This window comes from Paracoccus yeei ATCC BAA-599 (genome assembly GCF_000622145.1).
GTDB lineage: Bacteria > Pseudomonadota > Alphaproteobacteria > Rhodobacterales > Rhodobacteraceae > Paracoccus > Paracoccus yeei.
Window position 1 is genome coordinate 47,832 of the sequence record NZ_JHWH01000022.1, and the last position, 17,622, is coordinate 65,453.

General features: G+C 67.3%; 19 protein-coding genes. 10 read left to right on the top strand and 9 right to left on the bottom strand.

What is annotated here, in order from left to right; all coding sequences use genetic code 11:
- Positions 1-52: 52 nt before the first annotated feature.
- Together BU28_RS0113125 and BU28_RS0113130 are read right to left on the bottom strand one after the other, a co-directional pair.
- Positions 53-406 (bottom strand): cupin domain-containing protein, encoded by a 354-nt coding sequence (locus BU28_RS0113125; protein WP_028719889.1) that lies wholly within the window; start codon positions 404-406, stop codon positions 53-55.
- Between the two features lie 12 nt (positions 407-418).
- Positions 419-1,135 carry an HAD-IA family hydrolase gene (locus BU28_RS0113130; protein ID WP_028719890.1) on the bottom strand — a complete coding sequence of 239 codons (717 nt, stop codon included), beginning with the start codon at positions 1,133-1,135 and terminating at the stop codon, positions 419-421.
- 197 nt (positions 1,136-1,332) lie between these two features.
- On the opposite strand from BU28_RS0113130, the gene BU28_RS0113135 reads away from it, so the two are divergent.
- Complete coding sequence (locus tag BU28_RS0113135; RefSeq protein ID WP_198944970.1) at positions 1,333-2,196, top strand: LysR family transcriptional regulator; 864 nt, start codon at positions 1,333-1,335, stop codon at positions 2,194-2,196.
- Between the two features lie 41 nt (positions 2,197-2,237).
- Here the strand turns inward: BU28_RS0113135 and BU28_RS0113140 are convergent, their stop codons facing one another.
- From BU28_RS0113140 to BU28_RS22975, 4 genes are all read right to left on the bottom strand, one after another.
- Positions 2,238-3,545: an MFS transporter gene (locus BU28_RS0113140; protein ID WP_028719892.1), complete on the bottom strand. Its 1,308-nt coding sequence runs from the start codon at positions 3,543-3,545 to the stop codon at positions 2,238-2,240.
- A 614-nt stretch (positions 3,546-4,159) separates the two neighbouring features.
- The gene (locus tag BU28_RS0113150; RefSeq protein ID WP_081791378.1) at positions 4,160-5,632 is read right to left on the bottom strand and encodes an NAD-dependent succinate-semialdehyde dehydrogenase; all 1,473 of its coding nucleotides are present in this window, start codon (positions 5,630-5,632) and stop codon (positions 4,160-4,162) included.
- The gene (locus BU28_RS0113155) at positions 5,629-6,681 is read right to left on the bottom strand and encodes a tartrate dehydrogenase (protein WP_028719894.1); all 1,053 of its coding nucleotides are present in this window, start codon (positions 6,679-6,681) and stop codon (positions 5,629-5,631) included. Before BU28_RS0113155 ends, BU28_RS0113150 begins: the two co-directional genes overlap by 4 nt.
- Positions 6,682-6,882: 201 nt before the next feature.
- Complete coding sequence (locus BU28_RS22975) at positions 6,883-7,362, bottom strand: helix-turn-helix domain-containing protein (RefSeq protein WP_051578187.1); 480 nt, start codon at positions 7,360-7,362, stop codon at positions 6,883-6,885.
- Positions 7,363-7,767: 405 nt separating this feature from the next.
- Between BU28_RS22975 and BU28_RS26360 the strand changes: the two genes are divergently transcribed.
- The 4 genes from BU28_RS26360 to ccrA all read left to right on the top strand — a co-directional run bounded on the left by BU28_RS26360 (position 7,768) and on the right by ccrA (position 10,891).
- Positions 7,768-8,205: an FAD-dependent oxidoreductase gene (locus tag BU28_RS26360; protein WP_028719895.1), complete on the top strand. Its 438-nt coding sequence runs from the start codon at positions 7,768-7,770 to the stop codon at positions 8,203-8,205.
- Positions 8,150-8,479 carry a glycine cleavage T C-terminal barrel domain-containing protein gene (locus BU28_RS25850; RefSeq protein WP_233145024.1) on the top strand — a complete coding sequence of 110 codons (330 nt, stop codon included), beginning with the start codon at positions 8,150-8,152 and terminating at the stop codon, positions 8,477-8,479. Before BU28_RS26360 ends, BU28_RS25850 begins: the two co-directional genes overlap by 56 nt.
- A 44-nt stretch (positions 8,480-8,523) precedes the next feature.
- Complete coding sequence (locus BU28_RS24220) at positions 8,524-9,414, top strand: alpha/beta hydrolase (RefSeq protein ID WP_051578188.1); 891 nt, start codon at positions 8,524-8,526, stop codon at positions 9,412-9,414.
- 187 nt (positions 9,415-9,601) lie between these two features.
- A complete protein-coding gene (ccrA, locus tag BU28_RS0113180; RefSeq protein WP_028719897.1) occupies positions 9,602-10,891 on the top strand; it encodes a crotonyl-CoA carboxylase/reductase in 1,290 nt (429 codons plus the stop codon).
- A 78-nt stretch (positions 10,892-10,969) separates the two neighbouring features.
- Here the strand turns inward: ccrA and BU28_RS0113185 are convergent, their stop codons facing one another.
- Complete coding sequence (locus BU28_RS0113185) at positions 10,970-11,188, bottom strand: hypothetical protein (RefSeq protein ID WP_233145018.1); 219 nt, start codon at positions 11,186-11,188, stop codon at positions 10,970-10,972.
- A 176-nt stretch (positions 11,189-11,364) separates the two neighbouring features.
- Between BU28_RS0113185 and BU28_RS0113195 the strand changes: the two genes are divergently transcribed.
- Positions 11,365-11,967, top strand: coding sequence for a sulfotransferase family protein (locus tag BU28_RS0113195; protein ID WP_028719899.1), 603 nt, complete (start codon positions 11,365-11,367; stop codon positions 11,965-11,967).
- A 7-nt stretch (positions 11,968-11,974) separates the two neighbouring features.
- Here BU28_RS0113195 and BU28_RS0113200 read toward each other — a convergent pair whose 3' ends face one another.
- On the bottom strand, positions 11,975-12,436 hold the full coding sequence (locus tag BU28_RS0113200) for a type II toxin-antitoxin system RatA family toxin (protein ID WP_028719900.1): 462 nt from the start codon (positions 12,434-12,436) through the stop codon (positions 11,975-11,977).
- Between the two features lie 54 nt (positions 12,437-12,490).
- On the opposite strand from BU28_RS0113200, the gene BU28_RS0113205 reads away from it, so the two are divergent.
- Positions 12,491-12,679, top strand: a complete 189-nt coding sequence (locus tag BU28_RS0113205) for a hypothetical protein (protein ID WP_028719901.1) — start codon at positions 12,491-12,493, stop codon at positions 12,677-12,679.
- A 24-nt stretch (positions 12,680-12,703) separates the two neighbouring features.
- Here BU28_RS0113205 and ypfJ read toward each other — a convergent pair whose 3' ends face one another.
- Positions 12,704-13,555, bottom strand: coding sequence for a KPN_02809 family neutral zinc metallopeptidase (gene ypfJ / locus BU28_RS0113210; protein ID WP_028719902.1), 852 nt, complete (start codon positions 13,553-13,555; stop codon positions 12,704-12,706).
- 130 nt (positions 13,556-13,685) lie between these two features.
- On the opposite strand from ypfJ, the gene BU28_RS0113215 reads away from it, so the two are divergent.
- From BU28_RS0113215 to gyrA, 3 genes are all read left to right on the top strand, one after another.
- Positions 13,686-14,282: a DedA family protein gene (locus BU28_RS0113215; RefSeq protein ID WP_028719903.1), complete on the top strand. Its 597-nt coding sequence runs from the start codon at positions 13,686-13,688 to the stop codon at positions 14,280-14,282.
- A gap of 8 nt (positions 14,283-14,290) precedes the next feature.
- Complete coding sequence (locus tag BU28_RS0113220) at positions 14,291-14,776, top strand: disulfide bond formation protein B (protein WP_028719904.1); 486 nt, start codon at positions 14,291-14,293, stop codon at positions 14,774-14,776.
- Positions 14,777-14,858: 82 nt separating this feature from the next.
- On the top strand, positions 14,859-17,600 hold the full coding sequence (gyrA, locus tag BU28_RS0113225; RefSeq protein WP_028719905.1) for a DNA gyrase subunit A: 2,742 nt from the start codon (positions 14,859-14,861) through the stop codon (positions 17,598-17,600).
- The last annotated feature ends 22 nt before the right edge of the window (positions 17,601-17,622 follow it).

Below are 17,622 nucleotides of genomic sequence, written 5' to 3' on the forward strand. Positions count from 1 at the left end.
GGCAGATGCCCCTGCCCGCGCGGCTGGACTTGTCCGGGTCGGACCCAAGGCCCTAGGACACGATGACCCACAGCTTGCGCACCGTCTCGATGGTGCGCCAGGTGCCGACGAAGCCGGGGCGCATGATGAAGGTGTCGCCCGCCGTCAGGCGCCGCGTCTCGCCGCCGTCCTCGGTCAGTTCGACCACGCCCGACAGGACGTGGCAGAACTCCCAGGTCTCGCCCTTGATCGAGCGGGTGGCGCCGGGGCTCGCTTCCCAGACGCCGCTGCGGATGCGGCCGCCGTCGACCACGTCCTGTTCCCAGGTCTTGTAGCGGGGATCGCCCTCGACCAACCGGTCGGGCGCGGCTTGCGACAGTTCGGGCGTGCCGAGGTTTTCCAGGTCGAACACGATCATCTGCGACATGGCGAGGGCCTCTTACTTGCCGGCTTCGACGGCTTCGACCAGTTCGGCGATCGAGGCGAAGTGATAGTCCGGCACCGCCGCGTCAGCGACCGCGGGCGAGCCGCCATAGCCTTCCAGACCCTTGCGCCGCTCGATCCAGGCGACCTGGATGCCCAGTTTCTTGGCCACGCGGATGTCGTGGAACTGGCTTTGCGCGACGTGTAGATAGTCCTTCAGGCGGAAGCCCAGGTGGCTGTTGCGGCCGCGGACATAGGAGAACACCTGCGGATCGGGCTTGCAGACCTCGACATCCTCGGCCGTCACCTTGTCGTCGAAGGGGTGATCCAGCGTGGCCGAGAACTGCTCATAGGCCCAGTTGTCGGCATTGGTCAGCGCGACCAGGCGGAAGCGCTTGCGCAGCGCCTTCATGCCCTCGACCGCATCCGGGAAGGCCGGCCAGTCGGTCATCGACCGGCGCAGGCCGTCCAGGTGGTCGTCGTCGATCGGCAGGCCGTATTTGGTGGCGATGGTGCGATAGACCTCGGGCAGCATCCAGGTGAAGGGGATGCCGGGGGTCAGGTGGTGCTGTTCGTCCTCGGCATCAGCGAATTCGGTCAGGATCCTGGCGTCCTCGATCTCGACGCCGGCCTTGTCGAAGATCGGGCGGAAGAAGTTGATGACGCCGGCTTCGAAGTCGACAAGCGTGCCGACGACGTCGAAGGTCAGGATTTTGCGGTCGGTCAGGGCCATGGTGTCTCTCCCCCTAGGGCAACTGGATGGCGTCGGTTTAGCCCGGATCGCCCGATCTCCGAACTGACATGATTTCATCGACCGCATGACAATTTGGCATGGCACTTTGCACGGCAGGCGGGTTATATGCGGCCGTCCCGACATGACGAAGGTGCCGAGCGTCCCGGCGACCACGCATTCCTGTCACAGGAGGCCGAATGATGCGGTTGGACATCGAATCCCTGCGCGCCTTCAAGGCGGTGCTGGACCATGGCGGCGTGACCCGCGCGGCCAAGGCGCTGAACCTGACGCAGTCGGCGGTCAGCCACAAGATCACCCGGCTGGAAAGCCGGCTTGGCCGACCGATCCTGATGAAGGGCGAACACGGCATGGTGCCGACCTCGGACGGCCAGGGGCTGCTGCATTACGCCGAACGCCTGATCTCGCTGCATGACGAGGCGGCGGCGCATTTCCAGTCTTCGGACCTGACCGGGCAGATCCGGCTGGGCGCGACCGAGGACGCCACCAGCGCGGAACTGGCCAAGGTGCTGGGCCGGTTCGGCCGCGTGCATCCCAACGTCTCGTTGTATGCGCGGGTGGCGCAAAGCCTGATGCTGAACTTCTGGCTGAGCACGGGCGAGATCGACATGGCGATCCTGCAGACCTTCACCAAGGACATGGAGCCGGACGACATCGAGCTGTGGCGCGAGGACCTGATCTGGGTGCGCAGCGTCGATCACCCGCCGCAGCTGGGAGAAATCATTCCCTTCGTGTCCTTCGACAGCAATTCCTTCTACAAGCTGGCGGCGATGCGGCACCTGTCGGCGGTCGGGCGCACGTTGCGGGTGGTGCTGGAATGTCCGGGCAAGGAGGGCGTGCGCGCCGGCATCAAAAGCGGCTTCGGCATCGGCCTGCTGGGGCGCAGCAACCTTGAGGAGGGGCTGACCGAACTGCATTCCGACCTGCCGGCGATGCCCTCGGTCTCGCATGTGCTGCGCAGTCGGGCGGCGCTGCCCTCGCGGCTGGAACGCAATTTCGCCGATGCCGTGCTTCTGGAAATGAAGCAGGACATCGGCAATTAGGATGGTTCGGCCGCGCCATGATGGCGCGGCGCGGCCGGTTTTTATTGCAGTTGCGCGCGCTTGGTTTCCGGCGCCCAGACCAGAGACACCACCAGCCCCAGCAGCGGGAAGGCCGCCATGATAAGCAGCGTGGCGGAAACGCCATAGGCCTGCATCGTCACCGGCAGAAGATAGGTCGCGGCCGCTGCCGAAATGCGCGAGAATGCCGCGGCAAAGCCGACGCCGGTGGACCGAATGCGGGTCTCGAAAATCTCGGAGGGATAGACGAACTGCATGTTGTTCGCGGCCGGGGCGATGAACATGTAGCCGGCAAACAGCGTCACGATCAGCCAGGTCGGCGCATCGGGCAGCAGGCCCAGCAAAAGCAGCACGGCAAACATGATGGCGAAGGTCCAGATCACGAAATGCCGGCGCGTCAGCCAATGCAGCAGCCAAAGCCCGAATACCGCGCCCACTATCTGCAAGCCGTTCAGGAGGATGTCGACGGTCACGCCGCTGTCGATGCCCAGCGACCGGAAAACCGGCATGGCGAAGGTGAAGATCGCAAAGAACGGACCGATCTGGCAGAACCAGAACAGGCCGGCATAAAGATGCGCGCGCCAGTTCTTGTGCCGGAACAGTTCCGCAGGCGAGGGATGGGATTGTTCGAGCGTCAGCGCCGGGATGGTATGGCCGGGGCCGAAATGGCGGCGCACGATCGCTTCGGCCTCGGCCTCGCGGCCGCGCGCCTTCAGCCACATCGGGCTTTCGGGCAGGCCCAGCCGCAACAGGAAGGTGATGCCGGCCGGAATGGCGCTGCTGGCCAGAAGCATCCGCCAATCGCTGCCATCGTACAAAATCCCCACGATAAAGGCGACGCTGAACCCGGCCTGCCAGGCCAGCGCGAAGCTGCCCAGCAGCACACCGCGCCCACGCCGGCGCGAGAATTCCGCCAGCACCGCCGTGCCCACGGCATATTCGACACCGATCGCCAGACCCAGCGCCAGGCGCAGCGCCACCAGCTGCCACATCTCCTGCACGAAATACTGCAGCACCGACAGGATGACGAATGCGGCCAGGTTCCAGGCAAAGACCGGGCGGCGTCCATAGCGGTCGGCGAGATTGCCGAAGATCATCCCGCCGATAAAGACACCGATCAGGGCGCTGGCGGCGATCAGCCCCTGGTTCAGCCCCGACAGATGCAATTCAGCGCTGGCAAGCGTCAGCGAGGGGCCGATGATGCCCAGAACATATCCGTCCAGAACCGCGCCGCCCATGATGGCGGCCGCGGCCATGACATGGATCTTCTTCAGCGGCGCCAGATCCAATGCAGATGGATCGGCGCCGTTCTGGCTTTCAGTCAGAATCATGAATCTCCTCCCAGAGATTGACAGGAATGCAGCCCATGGCTGGAAGCAGCCGTCGTTGCCGGGCAACCTCATCGCGGACGTGAGGGCGAAGGTGTGCAACCTGCTGCGTATCTTTCGAAGGATGCTGCGCCGGAGCGTTCCGGGCGCGCTGTCCCACGCGATGCGCAAGCCCTATCATTCCGGGAAGGCCCCGGCGAATGACAATTGGTCATCGAAACCATCGGGAATTTCGATCCCCCGGCCGCTTCGCGATACCTGTGAAAAAGCGGGCTCTGTCCATGCCGGGACGAGCCGCTGTTGTATCCAGTCGTGGTCCTGATTTTCGGCTTCAGTCAGCCGTGAAAATCGCCTGCGCGCCGCCGGTCGATCCGCGCGGAAAAGACGCCGGGCCAAGGGCCTTGGCTCAATCGCTCTGAAGACGCTCGTCCGGGATCGGCGGGGGGATTGATCCAGTCCGGCGCAAGGATGCCGTCGAAGGCATCGAGATCGGCACGGGCGAAGCCCTCGTAGAAGGCGATGACGATGGCCGTGTTGGTCGGATCTCGGTCATGGAACGACCCGGCTTTGGTCCGGCCCCGCAACCCGGCAGGCGGCGGGGCAGGATACAGGGTGGCTTACAGCCCGCCGAAATGGAACGCCTTGGTTTCCAGGTATTCCTCGATCCCCTCCTGCGCGCCCTCGCGGCCCAGGCCTGAGGCCTTGACGCCGCCGAAGGGCGCCTCGGCATGGCTGACCGCGCCGGTGTTCAGGCCGACCAGCCCGGCCTCCAGCGCCTCGCCGAAGCGGAAGGCGCGGGCCATGTCGCGGGTGAAGAAATAGGCGGCCAGGCCGAAGGGCGTGCCATTGGCGATGGCCAGCGCCTCGTCCTCGGTCTCGAAGCGGAAGATCGGCGCGACCGGGCCGAAGGTCTCCTCCGAGGCCAGCTGCATCTCGGTCGTGGCGCCCACCAGCACGGTCGGGTCGGCGAACTGCTGCCCCAGCTCGCGTGTCGCGGTGGCGCGGGTTGCGCCCTTGGACAGCGCGTCGTCGATATGGGCGCCGATCTTGGCGATGGCGGCGGGGTTGATCATCGGGCCGATCTGGACCCCCGGTTCGGTGCCGGGGCCGACCTTCAGCGCATCGACGCGGGCGGCCAGCGCCGCGACGAAGGCGTCGTGGATGCCCGATTGCACCAGGATGCGGTTCGCACAGACGCAGGTCTGCCCGCCGTTGCGGAACTTGCTGACCATCGCGCCTTCGACTGCGGCATCCAGATCCGCGTCGTCGAAGACGATGAAGGGCGCGTTGCCGCCCAGTTCCAGCGACATCTTCTTCAGCGTCGGCGCGCATTGTTCCGCCAGCAGGGCGCCCACGCGGGTCGATCCGGTGAAGGACAGCTTGCGCACCACCGGGCTTGCGGTCAGCGCGCCGCCGATCGCCTCGGGCCGGCCGGTCAGGATGTTCAGCACGCCCGCCGGGATCCCCGCGCGTTCCGCCAGCACGCCAAGCGCCAGCGCCGAATAGGGGGTGAAGTCCGAGGGCTTGATGACCATCGTGCAGCCGGCGGCCAGCCCCGGCGCGACCTTGCGGGTGATCATCGCATTGGGAAAGTTCCACGGCGTGACGATGGCGCAGACGCCGACCGGCTCTTTCATCGCAAAGATCTTCTTCCCCGGCACGGGCGAGGGGATGATCTTGCCGTTGATCCGCCGCGCCTCCTCGGCGAACCAGCGCACGAAGCTGGCGCCATACAGGATCTCGCCCCGCGCCTCGGCCAAGGGCTTGCCCTGTTCGCGGGTCAGGATCAGCGCCAGATCGTCGGCATGGTCCAGGATCAGCTGGTGCCAGGCCATCAGCAGGTCGGCGCGGTCGGCATGGGTGCGCGCCTTCCAGGCCTTCATCGCCGTTTCGGCGGCGGCGATGGCCCGCTGCGTCTCGGCCGCGGTGCAATCCGGCATCCGGCCCAGCACCGCGCCGGTGGCGGGGTCGAGCACCTCCATGTCGGCCCGCGCCAGCCATTCGCCGTCGATCAGCGCGGCTTCGCGGAACAGGTCGGGGTCCTTCAGCGCGGCCCGGATGTCGCGTGCGTTCGGGCTCATCTGGTTCATGCTTGCTCCTCCAGCGCGGCCAGGACTGCCGCCGTGATTTGATCGGTGCCGTGCGTGCCGGGGCGGATGCCGATGCCCCTGGCGGTCGCGGATTGCACGGCGGCCAGCACCGCCTCGGCGGCGGCCTTCTCGCCCAGGTGCTCCAGCATCATCGCGCCCGACCAGATCGCGGCGATGGGGTTGGCGATGTTCTTGCCGGCGATGTCCGGGGCCGAGCCGTGCACCGGCTCGAACATCGAGGGACCGCTGCGGTCGGGACAGATATTGGCCGAGGCCGCAAAGCCCAAGCCCCCCTGGATCGCCGCGCCGAGGTCGGTCAGGATGTCGCCGAACAGGTTCGACGCCACCACCACGTCCAGATCCTGCGGCGCCATCACCATCTTGGCGGCCATCGCGTCGATATGCATGGGGCTGACGGTCACGTCGGGATATTCGGCGGCCAGTTCGCGCGTCACCTCGTCCCAGAACACCATCGAATATTTCTGCGCATTCGATTTCGTGACCGAGGTCAGGTGCTTCCTGCGCGCCCGCGCCTGCTCGAACCCGAAGCGCAGGATGCGCTCGACCCCCTTGCGGGTGAAGATCGCGGTTTCCACGGCGACCTCGTTGTCGCGGCCTTGGTGGACGCGGCCGCCGGCGCCGGAATATTCGCCCTCGGTGTTCTCGCGGATGCAGAGGATGTCGAAGCCTTCCGCCTTCAGCGGCCCCTCGACCCCCGGCAGCAGCCGGTGCGGGCGGATGTTGGCATATTGGTCGAAGGCCTTGCGGATCGGCAGCAGCAGACCGTGCAGCGACACCGAATCCGGCACCGTGGCCGGCCAGCCGACCGCACCCAGAAAGATCGCGTCAAAGGGCCGCAGCTGCTCGATCCCGTCCTCGGGCATCATCCGGCCGGTCGCGAGATAGGTCTCGCAGGACCAGCCGAAGCGGGTGGGCTCCAGCGTGAAGCCGAAGCGGGTGCCTGCGGCCGCCAGCACCTGCATCGTGGCCTCGGTCACATCGACGCCGATACCGTCGCCAGGGATCAGCGCAATCTTGTGGGCGGTCATCGGGTCTCCTGATGTCGTCGTGATTCTGGTATGCGGCCAGTCATGCCACCGCGCGGGTGGATTTAGGTTCCGAAGATGCGGCACCTCCGGCAGTTTTGAGCGGATAAGGCGCATCGGGCGGGATTTTGTGTCGCGGCACCGTCCGCGCCCAGGCGCAAACGCCCCTTTCCGACCCGCCATCGGCACCGTCAAGCCGATCCTTCAGGACGACAACCCCGGATCGGTACGCGCGCCTTGCGCCTTGGACCTGAACTGGCCGGGGGGCACACCGTAGATCCTTTTGAACAGGCGGGCAAAATGCGAAACGTTGTCGAAGCCCAGATCAAAGGCGATTTCCGTCAGCGGGAACCGCGACAGCGCCAGCAGCTGGCGCGCGCGGTCCAGCCTGAGCCGCTTGTGGATGGCGGCCGGGGTGTCGTGCAGCTGCGCCACGAACAGCCGTTCCAGCTGTCGCCGGGACAGGCCGACGCGGCGGGCCGGTTCGGCGATCTGCAGGCTGCCGTCGCTGCTGTTCTCCATCGCGATCAGGGCCGCCTTCAGCCGGGGGTCGTCGCAGGCGATGGACAGGGGTTTGCGCACCTGCGTGCCCGAAGCGCGGCGCGCCTTGTCGATCTGAAGGATGTCCAGGGCCTTGCGTTCGGCGTGATGGCTGATGTGGCGGCGCACGATCTCGGCCGCCATGTCGGCCGCGCCGCTGCCGCCCGCGCAGGACCCGCGCCGCCCCTCAAGGGCGAAGAGGTGGCCGAACGCAGCCTGTGGTCCGGGAAACGCTGGCGAAAGGCGTCGCGGCAGATCCAGCTGACGCAGCTTTCGTGGTCCCCCGGTCGGTCCGCGCGGCGCCGTCGCCGGGTGTATGGTCGATGTCGCTCGCCGAGCTTCAAGACGGCGGCCCGCGCCCTGGCCTGACCGGCATCGTTCCCCGAGGATCATCCATGCGCAAGTTTCCCGAAAAAGCAAACATCGTCATCGCCGGCCTGGGCGGCATCGTCGGCGCCTCGGTCGCCCATCACCTGATCGAGCGCGGCTGGACGATATCGTCGGCATCGACAACCTCGGCGATTCCCACCGACATCGGCTCGACCTCGCATGGTGACGCCGGCCGAGATCAAGGCGAAATTCCCGCTGATCGAGGAAAGCATGATCCAGGGCGGGCTGTGGGACCCCGACGCGGGGCTGGTGGTGCCGCGGTCGCAGACCGTGGCCGGGCTGCTGGTGGAAAACGCCGAAAAGACCGGCCGGCTGCGCGCTTTCGCCAATACCCCGGCGCTGGAGCTGATCATCGAGGACGGCCATATCCGCGGCGTCGTCACACCGCGCGGCACGATCCGCGCCGATATCGTTATCGTCTTTACCGGCATCTGGGGGGCCAGACGGCGGCGCTGGCGGGGTCGGCATCCTGCCGATCCTCGACCCCGAAACCGGCGAGCCGCTGGTCGACAGCCTGGGCCGGCGGTCCTTCACCACCTCGATCGCCTATGGCCCCAGCATGGGGCGCAACATCATGATGGCCTATCTGCCGCATGACTGCTGCCAGCCGGGCCGCACGCTGATGGTCGACTATTTCGCCGAAACCTATCCGGTCGAGGTGGCGGCGCGCTCTACGACCCCGAGCATCTGCGGCTGCGGTCCTGAGCCGGGGCACCGATTCCCCACGCAGTTCGTGTCGCGGCGGACGCCGGCCCGCGTCGAGGTCGCCGGAGCGCTGCGAAGCCCGGCCTTGTTTCCCAGCCTTATCAAGCGAAAGCCCAAGGTTTCACGGCATGGTGCGGCTGCGGCGCTGTTGCGGCGGGGGCCCTGATGCTAGCCTTGCCGCATGCGACGAACGACAGGCAGGAGACCGGCATGATGACCCGCCGCAGCGCGCTTGCGGTGCTGACAAGCGCCCTGGCCACCCCGGCCCTGAGCCAGGCGCAGAAGGCCCCGGGCCTTGCGGATCTGGCCTATGCCCAGGCCTCGCCCCGCAACCGGCTGGACATCCACCGGCCCGACGGGCGGGGGCCGTTCCCGGTGCTGCTGGACATCCATGGCGGCGGCTTTCTGACCGGGGACAAGCGCCAGCTGGCGGTGCCCCGGCAGGTGCTGCAGGCAGGCATCGCCGTGGCGCGGATGAATTACCGCCTGTCGAACCAGGCGCGCTGGCCCGCCCAGCACGAGGACGTGCTGGCGGCGGCGCATTTCCTGCAATCGCGCGCGGGGGAACTGGGGCTGGTGCCGGACCGGCTGGCGCTGGGCGGCCGCTCGGCCGGCGCCTTCCTGGCGGTCTCGGCGGCGCTGAGCATGGTGCAAGAGGGGAACGCCCCCGCCGCCGTGGTCGATTTCTACGGACCGATGGATTTCGGCAGCATGGACGCCGACATGGCCCGGCTGGGCAGGCCGGTCAAGCGCGCCCCGGCCGATTCGCCCGAAAGCGTGGAATCGCTGCTGGTCGGCTATGCGGTGGGCGAGCGCCGGCAGGAGGCGACCGCGATGGGCCCGGTCGGCCGCCTGGCCGCGCTGGCGGACGGGCTGCGCCTGCCGCCGCTGATGATCCGGCACGGGATGCGGGATTCGATCGTCTCGGTCCATCAGGCCGAGCATCTGCGCAACGCCTGGCGCCAGGTCGATCCGCGCGCCGAGATCGACTTTGCCCTGCTGGAGGGCGAGGGTCACGGCACCGGCGCCTTTGGCGGCGACCGGGTGCTGGGCGATCTGGCGGGCTTCCTGACGCGGCACCTGCGCCGGGCGGACGGCTAGGGCGCCGGACGGCGGCCGCGCCTGCCCGCGCCGCCTCTCGACGTTTCTGCGCCGCGGCTACAAAAGCACCGATGGGTCATATTATTGCGCACAACCGTCGCCAAACTGTTGCAATGTTGCGCTGCACCAGCTAACCATACTCTCATCGCAAGCCCGATTCTGCATCGCGGCAAGACAGGAGAAGCGGATGGCCCTCGACGCACCGACCAGCATTGCACCCTACGATGCGCCGCAAAAGGATCTCTACGAGATCGGCGAGATGCCCCCCCTGGGCTACGTCCCCAAGCAGATGTACGCTTGGGCGATCCGGCGCGAACGCCATGGCGAACCCGACAAGGCCATGCAGATCGAAGTGGTGGAAACGCCCTCGATCGACAGCAACGAGGTGCTGGTCCTGGTGATGGCGGCGGGCGTCAACTACAACGGCATCTGGGCCGGGCTCGGCGTGCCGATCAGCCCCTTCGACGGCCATGGCGCGCCCTATCACATCGCGGGCTCGGACGCCTCGGGGATCGTCTGGGCGGTGGGCGACAAGGTCAAGAACTGGAAGGTCGGCGACGAGGTCGTCGTCCATTGCAACCAGGACGACGGAAACGACGAGGAATGCAACGGCGGCGACCCGATGTATTCGCCCAGCCAGCGCATCTGGGGCTATGAGACGCCGGACGGCAGCTTCGCCCAGTTCACCCGCGTCCAGGCCCAGCAGCTGATGCGCCGTCCCCGCCACCTGACCTGGGAGGAATCGGCCTGCTATACGCTGACGCTGGCCACCGCCTACCGGATGCTCTTCGGGCACGAGCCGCACGAACTGAAACCGGGCATGAACGTGCTGGTCTGGGGCGCCTCGGGGGGCCTCGGGTCCTATGCGATCCAGTTGGTGAACGCCGCCGGCGGCAATGCCATCGGCGTCATCAGCGAAGAGGACAAGCGCGACTTCGTCATGGGCCTGGGCGCGAAAGGCGTCATCAACCGCAAGGAGTTCAACTGCTGGGGCCAGCTGCCCAAGGTGAACACGCCCGAATACAAGGACTGGTTCAACGAGGTGCGCCGTTTCGGCAAGGCGATCTGGGACATCACCGGCAAGGGCAACAACGTCGACATCGTCTTTGAACATCCGGGCGAGGCGACCTTCCCGGTTTCGACCTTCGTCTGCAAGAAGGGCGGCATGGTGGTGATCTGCGCCGGCACCACCGGGTTCAACTGCACCTTCGACGTGCGCTACATGTGGATGCACCAGAAGCGCCTGCAAGGCAGCCACTTCGCCCACCTGAAGCAGGCCAGCGCCGCGAACAAGCTGATGCTGGAACGCCGGCTCGATCCCTGCATGTCCGAGGTGTTCCCCTGGGCCGAAATTCCCGCCGCGCACATGAAGATGTACAAGAACCAGCACAAGCCCGGCAACATGGCGGTGCTGGTCCAGTCCCCGGTGACGGGCCTGCGCACCTTCGAGGACGCGCTGGAGGCGGGACGGCGCTAAGCCCTCCGGGCCGGCGGGCACCAGCCATCCCGCCGGCTGCCCGCCCCCCGTCATGGCCGCAGAACAGGCGGCGCCCTGTCAGGCCTCCTCGCCGCCCTCGCGCGCATAGCGGCATTTCCATTCCCGCACGCGCTCGCGCGGATGCGCGGCCACCCAGCGGGCCAGTTCGTTCTGGCCCTGCAACATGCAGGTGAACAACCCGTTCTGTTCGAAGAAAAGCAGGCTGTGGTCGTGGCAGACGCGCGGCTCGGCGATCAGGCAGGCGACGAAGAACAGCTCGATCATGGCTTCCTCCATGATGACGCATCCCTACGCGCAGGGCGGGGAAAAGTTGCACCCGGCCTGCGGTCTTCACCGTTTTCCCAATACCCATGCCGACGCCGCCGACCGCCGCGACGGTTGCCGTTTCAGGTTGAAGCGCGCCGCCCTCCCGCGCTAAGCCGCGCGGGTGAACCACGGACACCGGGCGCATCATGCTGATCTTCATCCAACCGCGGCTCGTGCTGCTGTCGATCCCCAAGACCGGGACGACCGCGCTGGAACAGGCGCTTGCGCCGCGGGCCGAGATCGCCTTCCGCGCCCGACCCGAGATCAAGCACCTGACCCACCGCCAGTACCTGAACCGGATCAAGCCGCTGCTCGCCCCCCTGCGGGGGCCGGAATTCGAAAGCATGGCCGTGGTGCGCGAACCGCTGGACTGGCTGCGCAGCTGGTATCGCTTTCGCCTGCGCGACGACCTGATCGGGCATGAAAACAGCACCGCCACGGTCAGCTTTGACCGCTTCGTGCGCGACTACCTGTCCGAAGGGCGCCGCCCGGCCTATGCGCGTCTGGGTCGGCAGTCGGCCTTCCTGACCGACCACGACGACCGGCTCGCGGTCCGCCACGTCTATCGCTACGAGGCGATGGACCTCGCGCTCGACTTCCTGTCGGACCGGCTGGGCACACCCGTCACGCTGGAACGCGCCAATGCCTCCCCCCCGGCAACGACCGAGCTTTCCCCCGAGACCGAGGCCCTGGCCCGCAAGGCGCTGGCCCGGGAATACGAGGTCTGGCAGGCCGCCCGGCACATCTAGCCTGCGCTCAGGCGGCGCCGTAAAGCGCGCGGGCGCGGTCCTCGAAGGCGCGGACGATGCGCGTCATCGCCTCGCCGAAGACGACGCCGATCACCCTGCCGAGGATGGCGTTGCGAAACTCGAAGTCGACGAAGAAATCGACCTTGCAGCCCGTTTCCGGCGCAGGCAGGTCGGCAAAGCTCCAGCCGCTTTTCAGATAGCGGAACGGGCCGTCCAGATATTCGGTGTCGATGCGCTTGCGCTCGGGCCACAGCGTCACGCGCGAACCGAAGCGTTCGCGAAACACCTTGAAGCTGATGACCAGGTCGGCCTCGACCACCTCGCTGCCCTCTGGCCCGGGGGTGCGGGCGCGGATTCGGGCGGCGCTGTTCCAGGGCAGGAACTCGGGGTATCTTTCGATGTCGGCGACCAGCGCATACATCTGGTCGGCGGTATAGGGCAGGATGCGGCTGTCGCTGTGCTGAGGCAAGACGTGGTCCCGGGGCGATTTCCGTTTCGGGCAGCACTATAGGGTATGGACCATATGAACAACCTCATCTGGCTGCTGCGGGCCTCCCGCTGGGCGCGGAACCCGCCCAGCGCCAAACGGGTCAAGCTGGTGCTTGCCGTGATCGCGGCCTGCGTCGCCATCGCGGGAATGCAGCATTTCGGCCTGTGGCCCGACTGGGCCATCATGGACCGGCCGCGCGGGATGCATCTGCAACGGCCCTGACGATCGGGCGTAATGTGGGGGCCGCTACAGCCCCGCCGCCTTGAAGGTGTTGCACTGCGCCAGTTCGCCCGAGTTGAAGCCGCGGTCGAACCATTCCTGCCGCTCGGCCGACGAGCCGTGGGTAAAGCTGTCGCGCATGGGCGCGCGGCCCGCCTTTTCCATCAGCCGGTCGTCGCCCACGGCGGCGGCGGCGTTCATCGCCTCCTCGATGTCGCCGGGCTGGAGGGTGCCGAACATCTCGTTTGCCTGGCGCGCCCAGATGCCGGCGAAGCAGTCGGCCTGCAACTCGGTCATGACCGAGATGCGGTTCGCGTCCGCCTGGCTGGATTGCTGGCGGGCCTGCATGGTCTGGCCCAGGATGCCCAGCTGGTTCTGGACATGGTGGCCGACCTCGTGCGCGATGACATAGGCAAAGGCGAAATCGCCGCCCGCGTCCATCCGGGTCTGCATCGTCCGGAAGAAATCGGTGTCCAGATAGACCGTCCGGTCGTTCGGGCAATAGAACGGTCCCATCGCCGATTGCGCCGTGCCGCAGGCCGAACTGTCGATCCCCGAGAACATCACCAGCTGCGGCGCGACATAGTCGACGCCGGCCTGCGCCGGCAGGATGCTGGCCCAGACCTCCTCGGTATCGGCCAGCACGACGCTGACGAACTGGCCGACCTCCTGTTCCTCGGGGGTCAACTCGCGCGCCTCGCCAGGCTGGCCGCCATCGTCCATCGCCCCCACGATGGGCGAGATGTCGATGCCGAAGAAATAGCCCACCGCCAGGATCGCCAGCATGCCCACGATGCCGACGCCGCCCGCGGCCCCCGCGCGTCCCATGCCGCGCCGGTCCTCGACGTTCCGGCTGCCCCGCCTGCCCCGCCATTCCATGATCCGCCCTCCCGCGTAACGGCCTGTCACGATGTGATAACGCGATTGCGCCATTCCGCAACCGTTTCGCGGCCTTGACAGTTCCGGCCCCCGCGTCCAGCAAAGCGACGCAGGCAAGCGGGGACGGGCGATGTTCGACTGGGTGGTCTCGACGATCGAGGGCTGGGGCTATCTGGGGGTCTTCCTGCTGATGGTGGCCGAGAACATCTTTCCGCCGATCCCCTCCGAGGTCATCATGCCGCTGGCCGGGTTCCTGGCCGGTCGGGGCGACCTGTCTTTGGCCCTGACCATCCTGGTCGGCACGCTGGGTTCGGTCCTGGGCACGCTGGCCTGGTACTATCTGGGCCGCGCCATCGGCGAGGCGCGGCTGAAGCGTTTCGCCGCCCGCCACGGCCGGCTGCTGACGCTGGCGCCTTCGGACATCGACAATGCGCGGGACTGGTTCCAGCGCCACGGCGCGGCGGCGGTGTTCTTCGGCCGCATGATCCCGGCGATCCGCACGCTGATCTCGGTCCCGGCGGGGCTGTCGAACATGCCGTTCTGGCGCTTCCTGCTTTATACCGTCCTGGGCTCGGCGCTGTGGACGGGGGTGCTGACCGTCGCGGGGCTGGTGCTGCACGAAAACTATGCGCTGGTTGCCGATTACGTCGATCCGCTGTCCAAGCTGGTGATCGTGGCGGTGGTCGCGATCTATCTGTGGCGGGTGATCCGCTGGAAACCGCATTGAGGGCTGCGATGACACCAAGACAGATGGGAATGGCCGCGGGCGCCGGTTCGGCGCTGTTGCTGGCGGCGGCTCTGGGATTCCAGGCGGCGGGCTATGCGCCCTGCGAGCTGTGCATCCTGCAGCGCTGGCCGCATCTGGCCGCCGCCGTGGCCGGCGCGCTGGTCGCGGTGCTGGGCTGGCGGCGCTGGCTGGCGGCGCTGGGGCTGGCCGCGGCGCTGGCGGCCTTCGGTCTGGCCGTCTATCACGCCGGGGTCGAGATGCAGCTTTGGGCCGGGCCGCAGCACTGTTCGGGGGGCGTGTCGAACCTGGCCGCCATGTCCACGCAGGACCTGCTGGCCGCGATCAACGCCGCGCCCGTCGTGCGCTGCGACCAGGTCGCCTGGAGCCTGTTCGGCATTTCGATGGCGGGCTGGAACGCGATCTGCTCGGCCGGGCTCGCCGCGCTGTGGCTGGCCTGCCTGCGCGGGCGCGACAGACAGCGCGGGCTGGCCTGAACGGGCTTTCCCGGCCCGGAAAGATTGCGCCGCCCGCTGGTATGGGATAGACCGCCTTTCAACAAGATGTTGAGGCGATCCTTTGGCTGATACCCCCGAAAACGACGACGGTTCCGCAGAGAACGGGACGCCCGAGCGTGCCGTCATGCCCCATGACGGGCCGGTCATCGACATCGCGCGCGAAATGCGCTCGTCCTATCTCGATTACGCCATGTCGGTCATCGTCAGCCGGGCCATTCCCGACCTGCGCGACGGGCTGAAGCCGGTGCACCGGCGCATCCTGTTCGCCATGCACGAAACCGGCAACACCCACGACAAGCCCTATCGCAAGTCGGCCCGCCCGGTCGGCGACGTCATGGGTAAGTATCACCCGCACGGCGACGCGGCGATCTATGACGCGCTGGTGCGGATGGCGCAGGACTTTTCCATGTCCCTGCCCCTGCTGGACGGGCAGGGCAACTTCGGCTCGATGGACGGCGATTCCGCGGCGGCCATGCGCTATACCGAGGTGCGGATGGACAAGCCCTCGGCCTACCTGCTGATGGACATCGACAAGGACACGGTCGAGTTCCAGGACAACTACGACGGCAAGGACCGCGAGCCGACGGTGCTGCCGGCGCGCTTTCCGAACATGCTGGTCAACGGCGCGGGCGGCATCGCCGTGGGCATGGCGACGAACATCCCGCCCCACAACCTGGGCGAGGTGATCGACGCCACGCTGGAACTGATCGCCAACCCCGATCTGCCGACCGAACGCCTGCTGGACATCATCCCGGGCCCGGACTTTCCGACCGGCGGCATCATCCTGGGCCGCTCGGGCGCGCGCAAGGCCTATCTGGAAGGGCGCGGGTCTGTCGTCATCCGCGCCAAGACCCGGATCGAGGAAGGCCGCAACGGCCGCCAGATGATCGTCCTGGACGAGATCCCCTATCAGGTGAACAAGGCCACGCTGATCGAGAAGATCGCGGAACTCGCCAAGGAAAAGCGCATCGAGGGCATCGCCCATGTGCAGGACGAATCCGACCGCGTCGGCGTGCGGGTCGTCATCGAACTCAAGCGCGACGCCACGGCCGAGGTGGTGCTGAACCAGCTGTTCCGCTTTACCGCCATGCAGACCAGCTTCGGCTGCAACATGCTGGCGCTGAACGGCGGCCGGCCGGAACAGCTGGCGCTGCGCGACTTCCTGACCCATTTCATCGCCTTCCGCGAAGAGGTCGTGGCGCGGCGCACCGCCTATGAGCTGCGCCGCGCCCGCGAACGGGCGCATGTGCTGTGCGGCCTGGCGGTCGCGGTGTCGAACGTCGACGAGGTGGTGGCCACCATCCGGTCCTCGGCCGACACGGCCGAGGCGCGGGGGCGGCTGATGGAGCGGCGCTGGCCGGCGCATGAGATCGTCGAATACCTGCGGCTGATCGACGATCCGCTGCATCCCGTGAACGAGGATGGCACCTACAACCTGTCCGAGACCCAGGCCCGCGCCATCCTGGAACTGCGCCTGCAGCGCCTGACGCAACTGGGCGTGCAGGAGGTCACGGACGAGCTGAAATCCCTGGCCGAGTCGATCCGCGACTATCTGGCGATCCTGGCGTCGCGCGACCGCATCATGGCGATCATCAGCGACGAATTGCGCGAGGTGCGCAGCCAGTTCGCCGTGCCGCGCCGGACCGAGATCACCGACTGGGCGGGCGATCTGGACGACGAGGACCTGATCGAGCGCGAGGACATGGTCGTCACCATCACCTCGGGCGGCTACATCAAGCGCACCGCGTTGGCCGAATTCCGCAGCCAGCGGCGCGGCGGCAAGGGCCTGTCGGGCATGGCCACCAAGGAAGACGACGTGGTGACCACGCTGTTCGTCGCCAACACGCATACGGAACTGCTGTTCTTCACCACCGACGGCATGGTCTATCGGCTCAAGACCTGGCGCCTGCCGCTGGGCGGGCGCACCGCCAAGGGCAAGGCCATCGTCAACATCCTGCCGATCGACCCGGGCGTTTCCATCGCGGCACTGATGCCGGTCGATGCGCCCGAAAAGGACTGGGAGGACTATCAGGTCGTGTTCGCCACCTCGGACGGTGACGTGCGGCGCAATGCGCTGTCGGACTTCGCCAACGTCATGCGCAACGGCAAGATCGCCATGAAGCTGCCCGAAGGGGTCGAGCTGATCGGCGTGCGCATGGCGACGGCGGGCGACGACGTGATGCTGGTGACGGCGGCGGGCCGCGCGATCCGCTTCCCGACGACCGACGTGCGGGTCTTCAAGGGCCGCGATTCGACCGGCGTCCGGGGCATCCGCCTGGCCAAGGGCGACCGCGTGGTCAGCATGTCCGTCATCCGCCATTTCGAGGCCGACCCGGCCGAACGCGCCGCCTATCTGAAGATGCGCCGCGCCGTGGCCGGTGCGCTGGACGACGGCGCCGAGGCGGACGAGGACGAGGAAGCCGTGGCCGAGGGCAGCGTGACCCAGGAACGCTATGCCGAGATGTCGGCGGCCGAGGACCTGATCCTGACCATCACCGCCAAGGGCTCGGGCAAGATCAGTTCCAGCCACGACTATCCGGTGCGCGGGCGCGGCGGCCAGGGCGTGATGGCGATGGACAAGGCCATGCGTGGCGGTGAACTGGTCGCAAGCTTCCCGGTCGAAGGCGACGACCAGATCATGCTGGCGACATCGACCGGGCAGTCGATCCGGGTGCCTGTCGACGGGATCAGCTTCCGTTCGCGCTCTGCCGGCGGCGTGCGCGTCTTCAATACCGGAGAGGGCGAGACGGTGGTTTCCGTTGCCCGCATCGCCGAAAATGGCGAGGATGAGGCCGAGGCATAAGGACCGCCGGGGCAGACGGCCC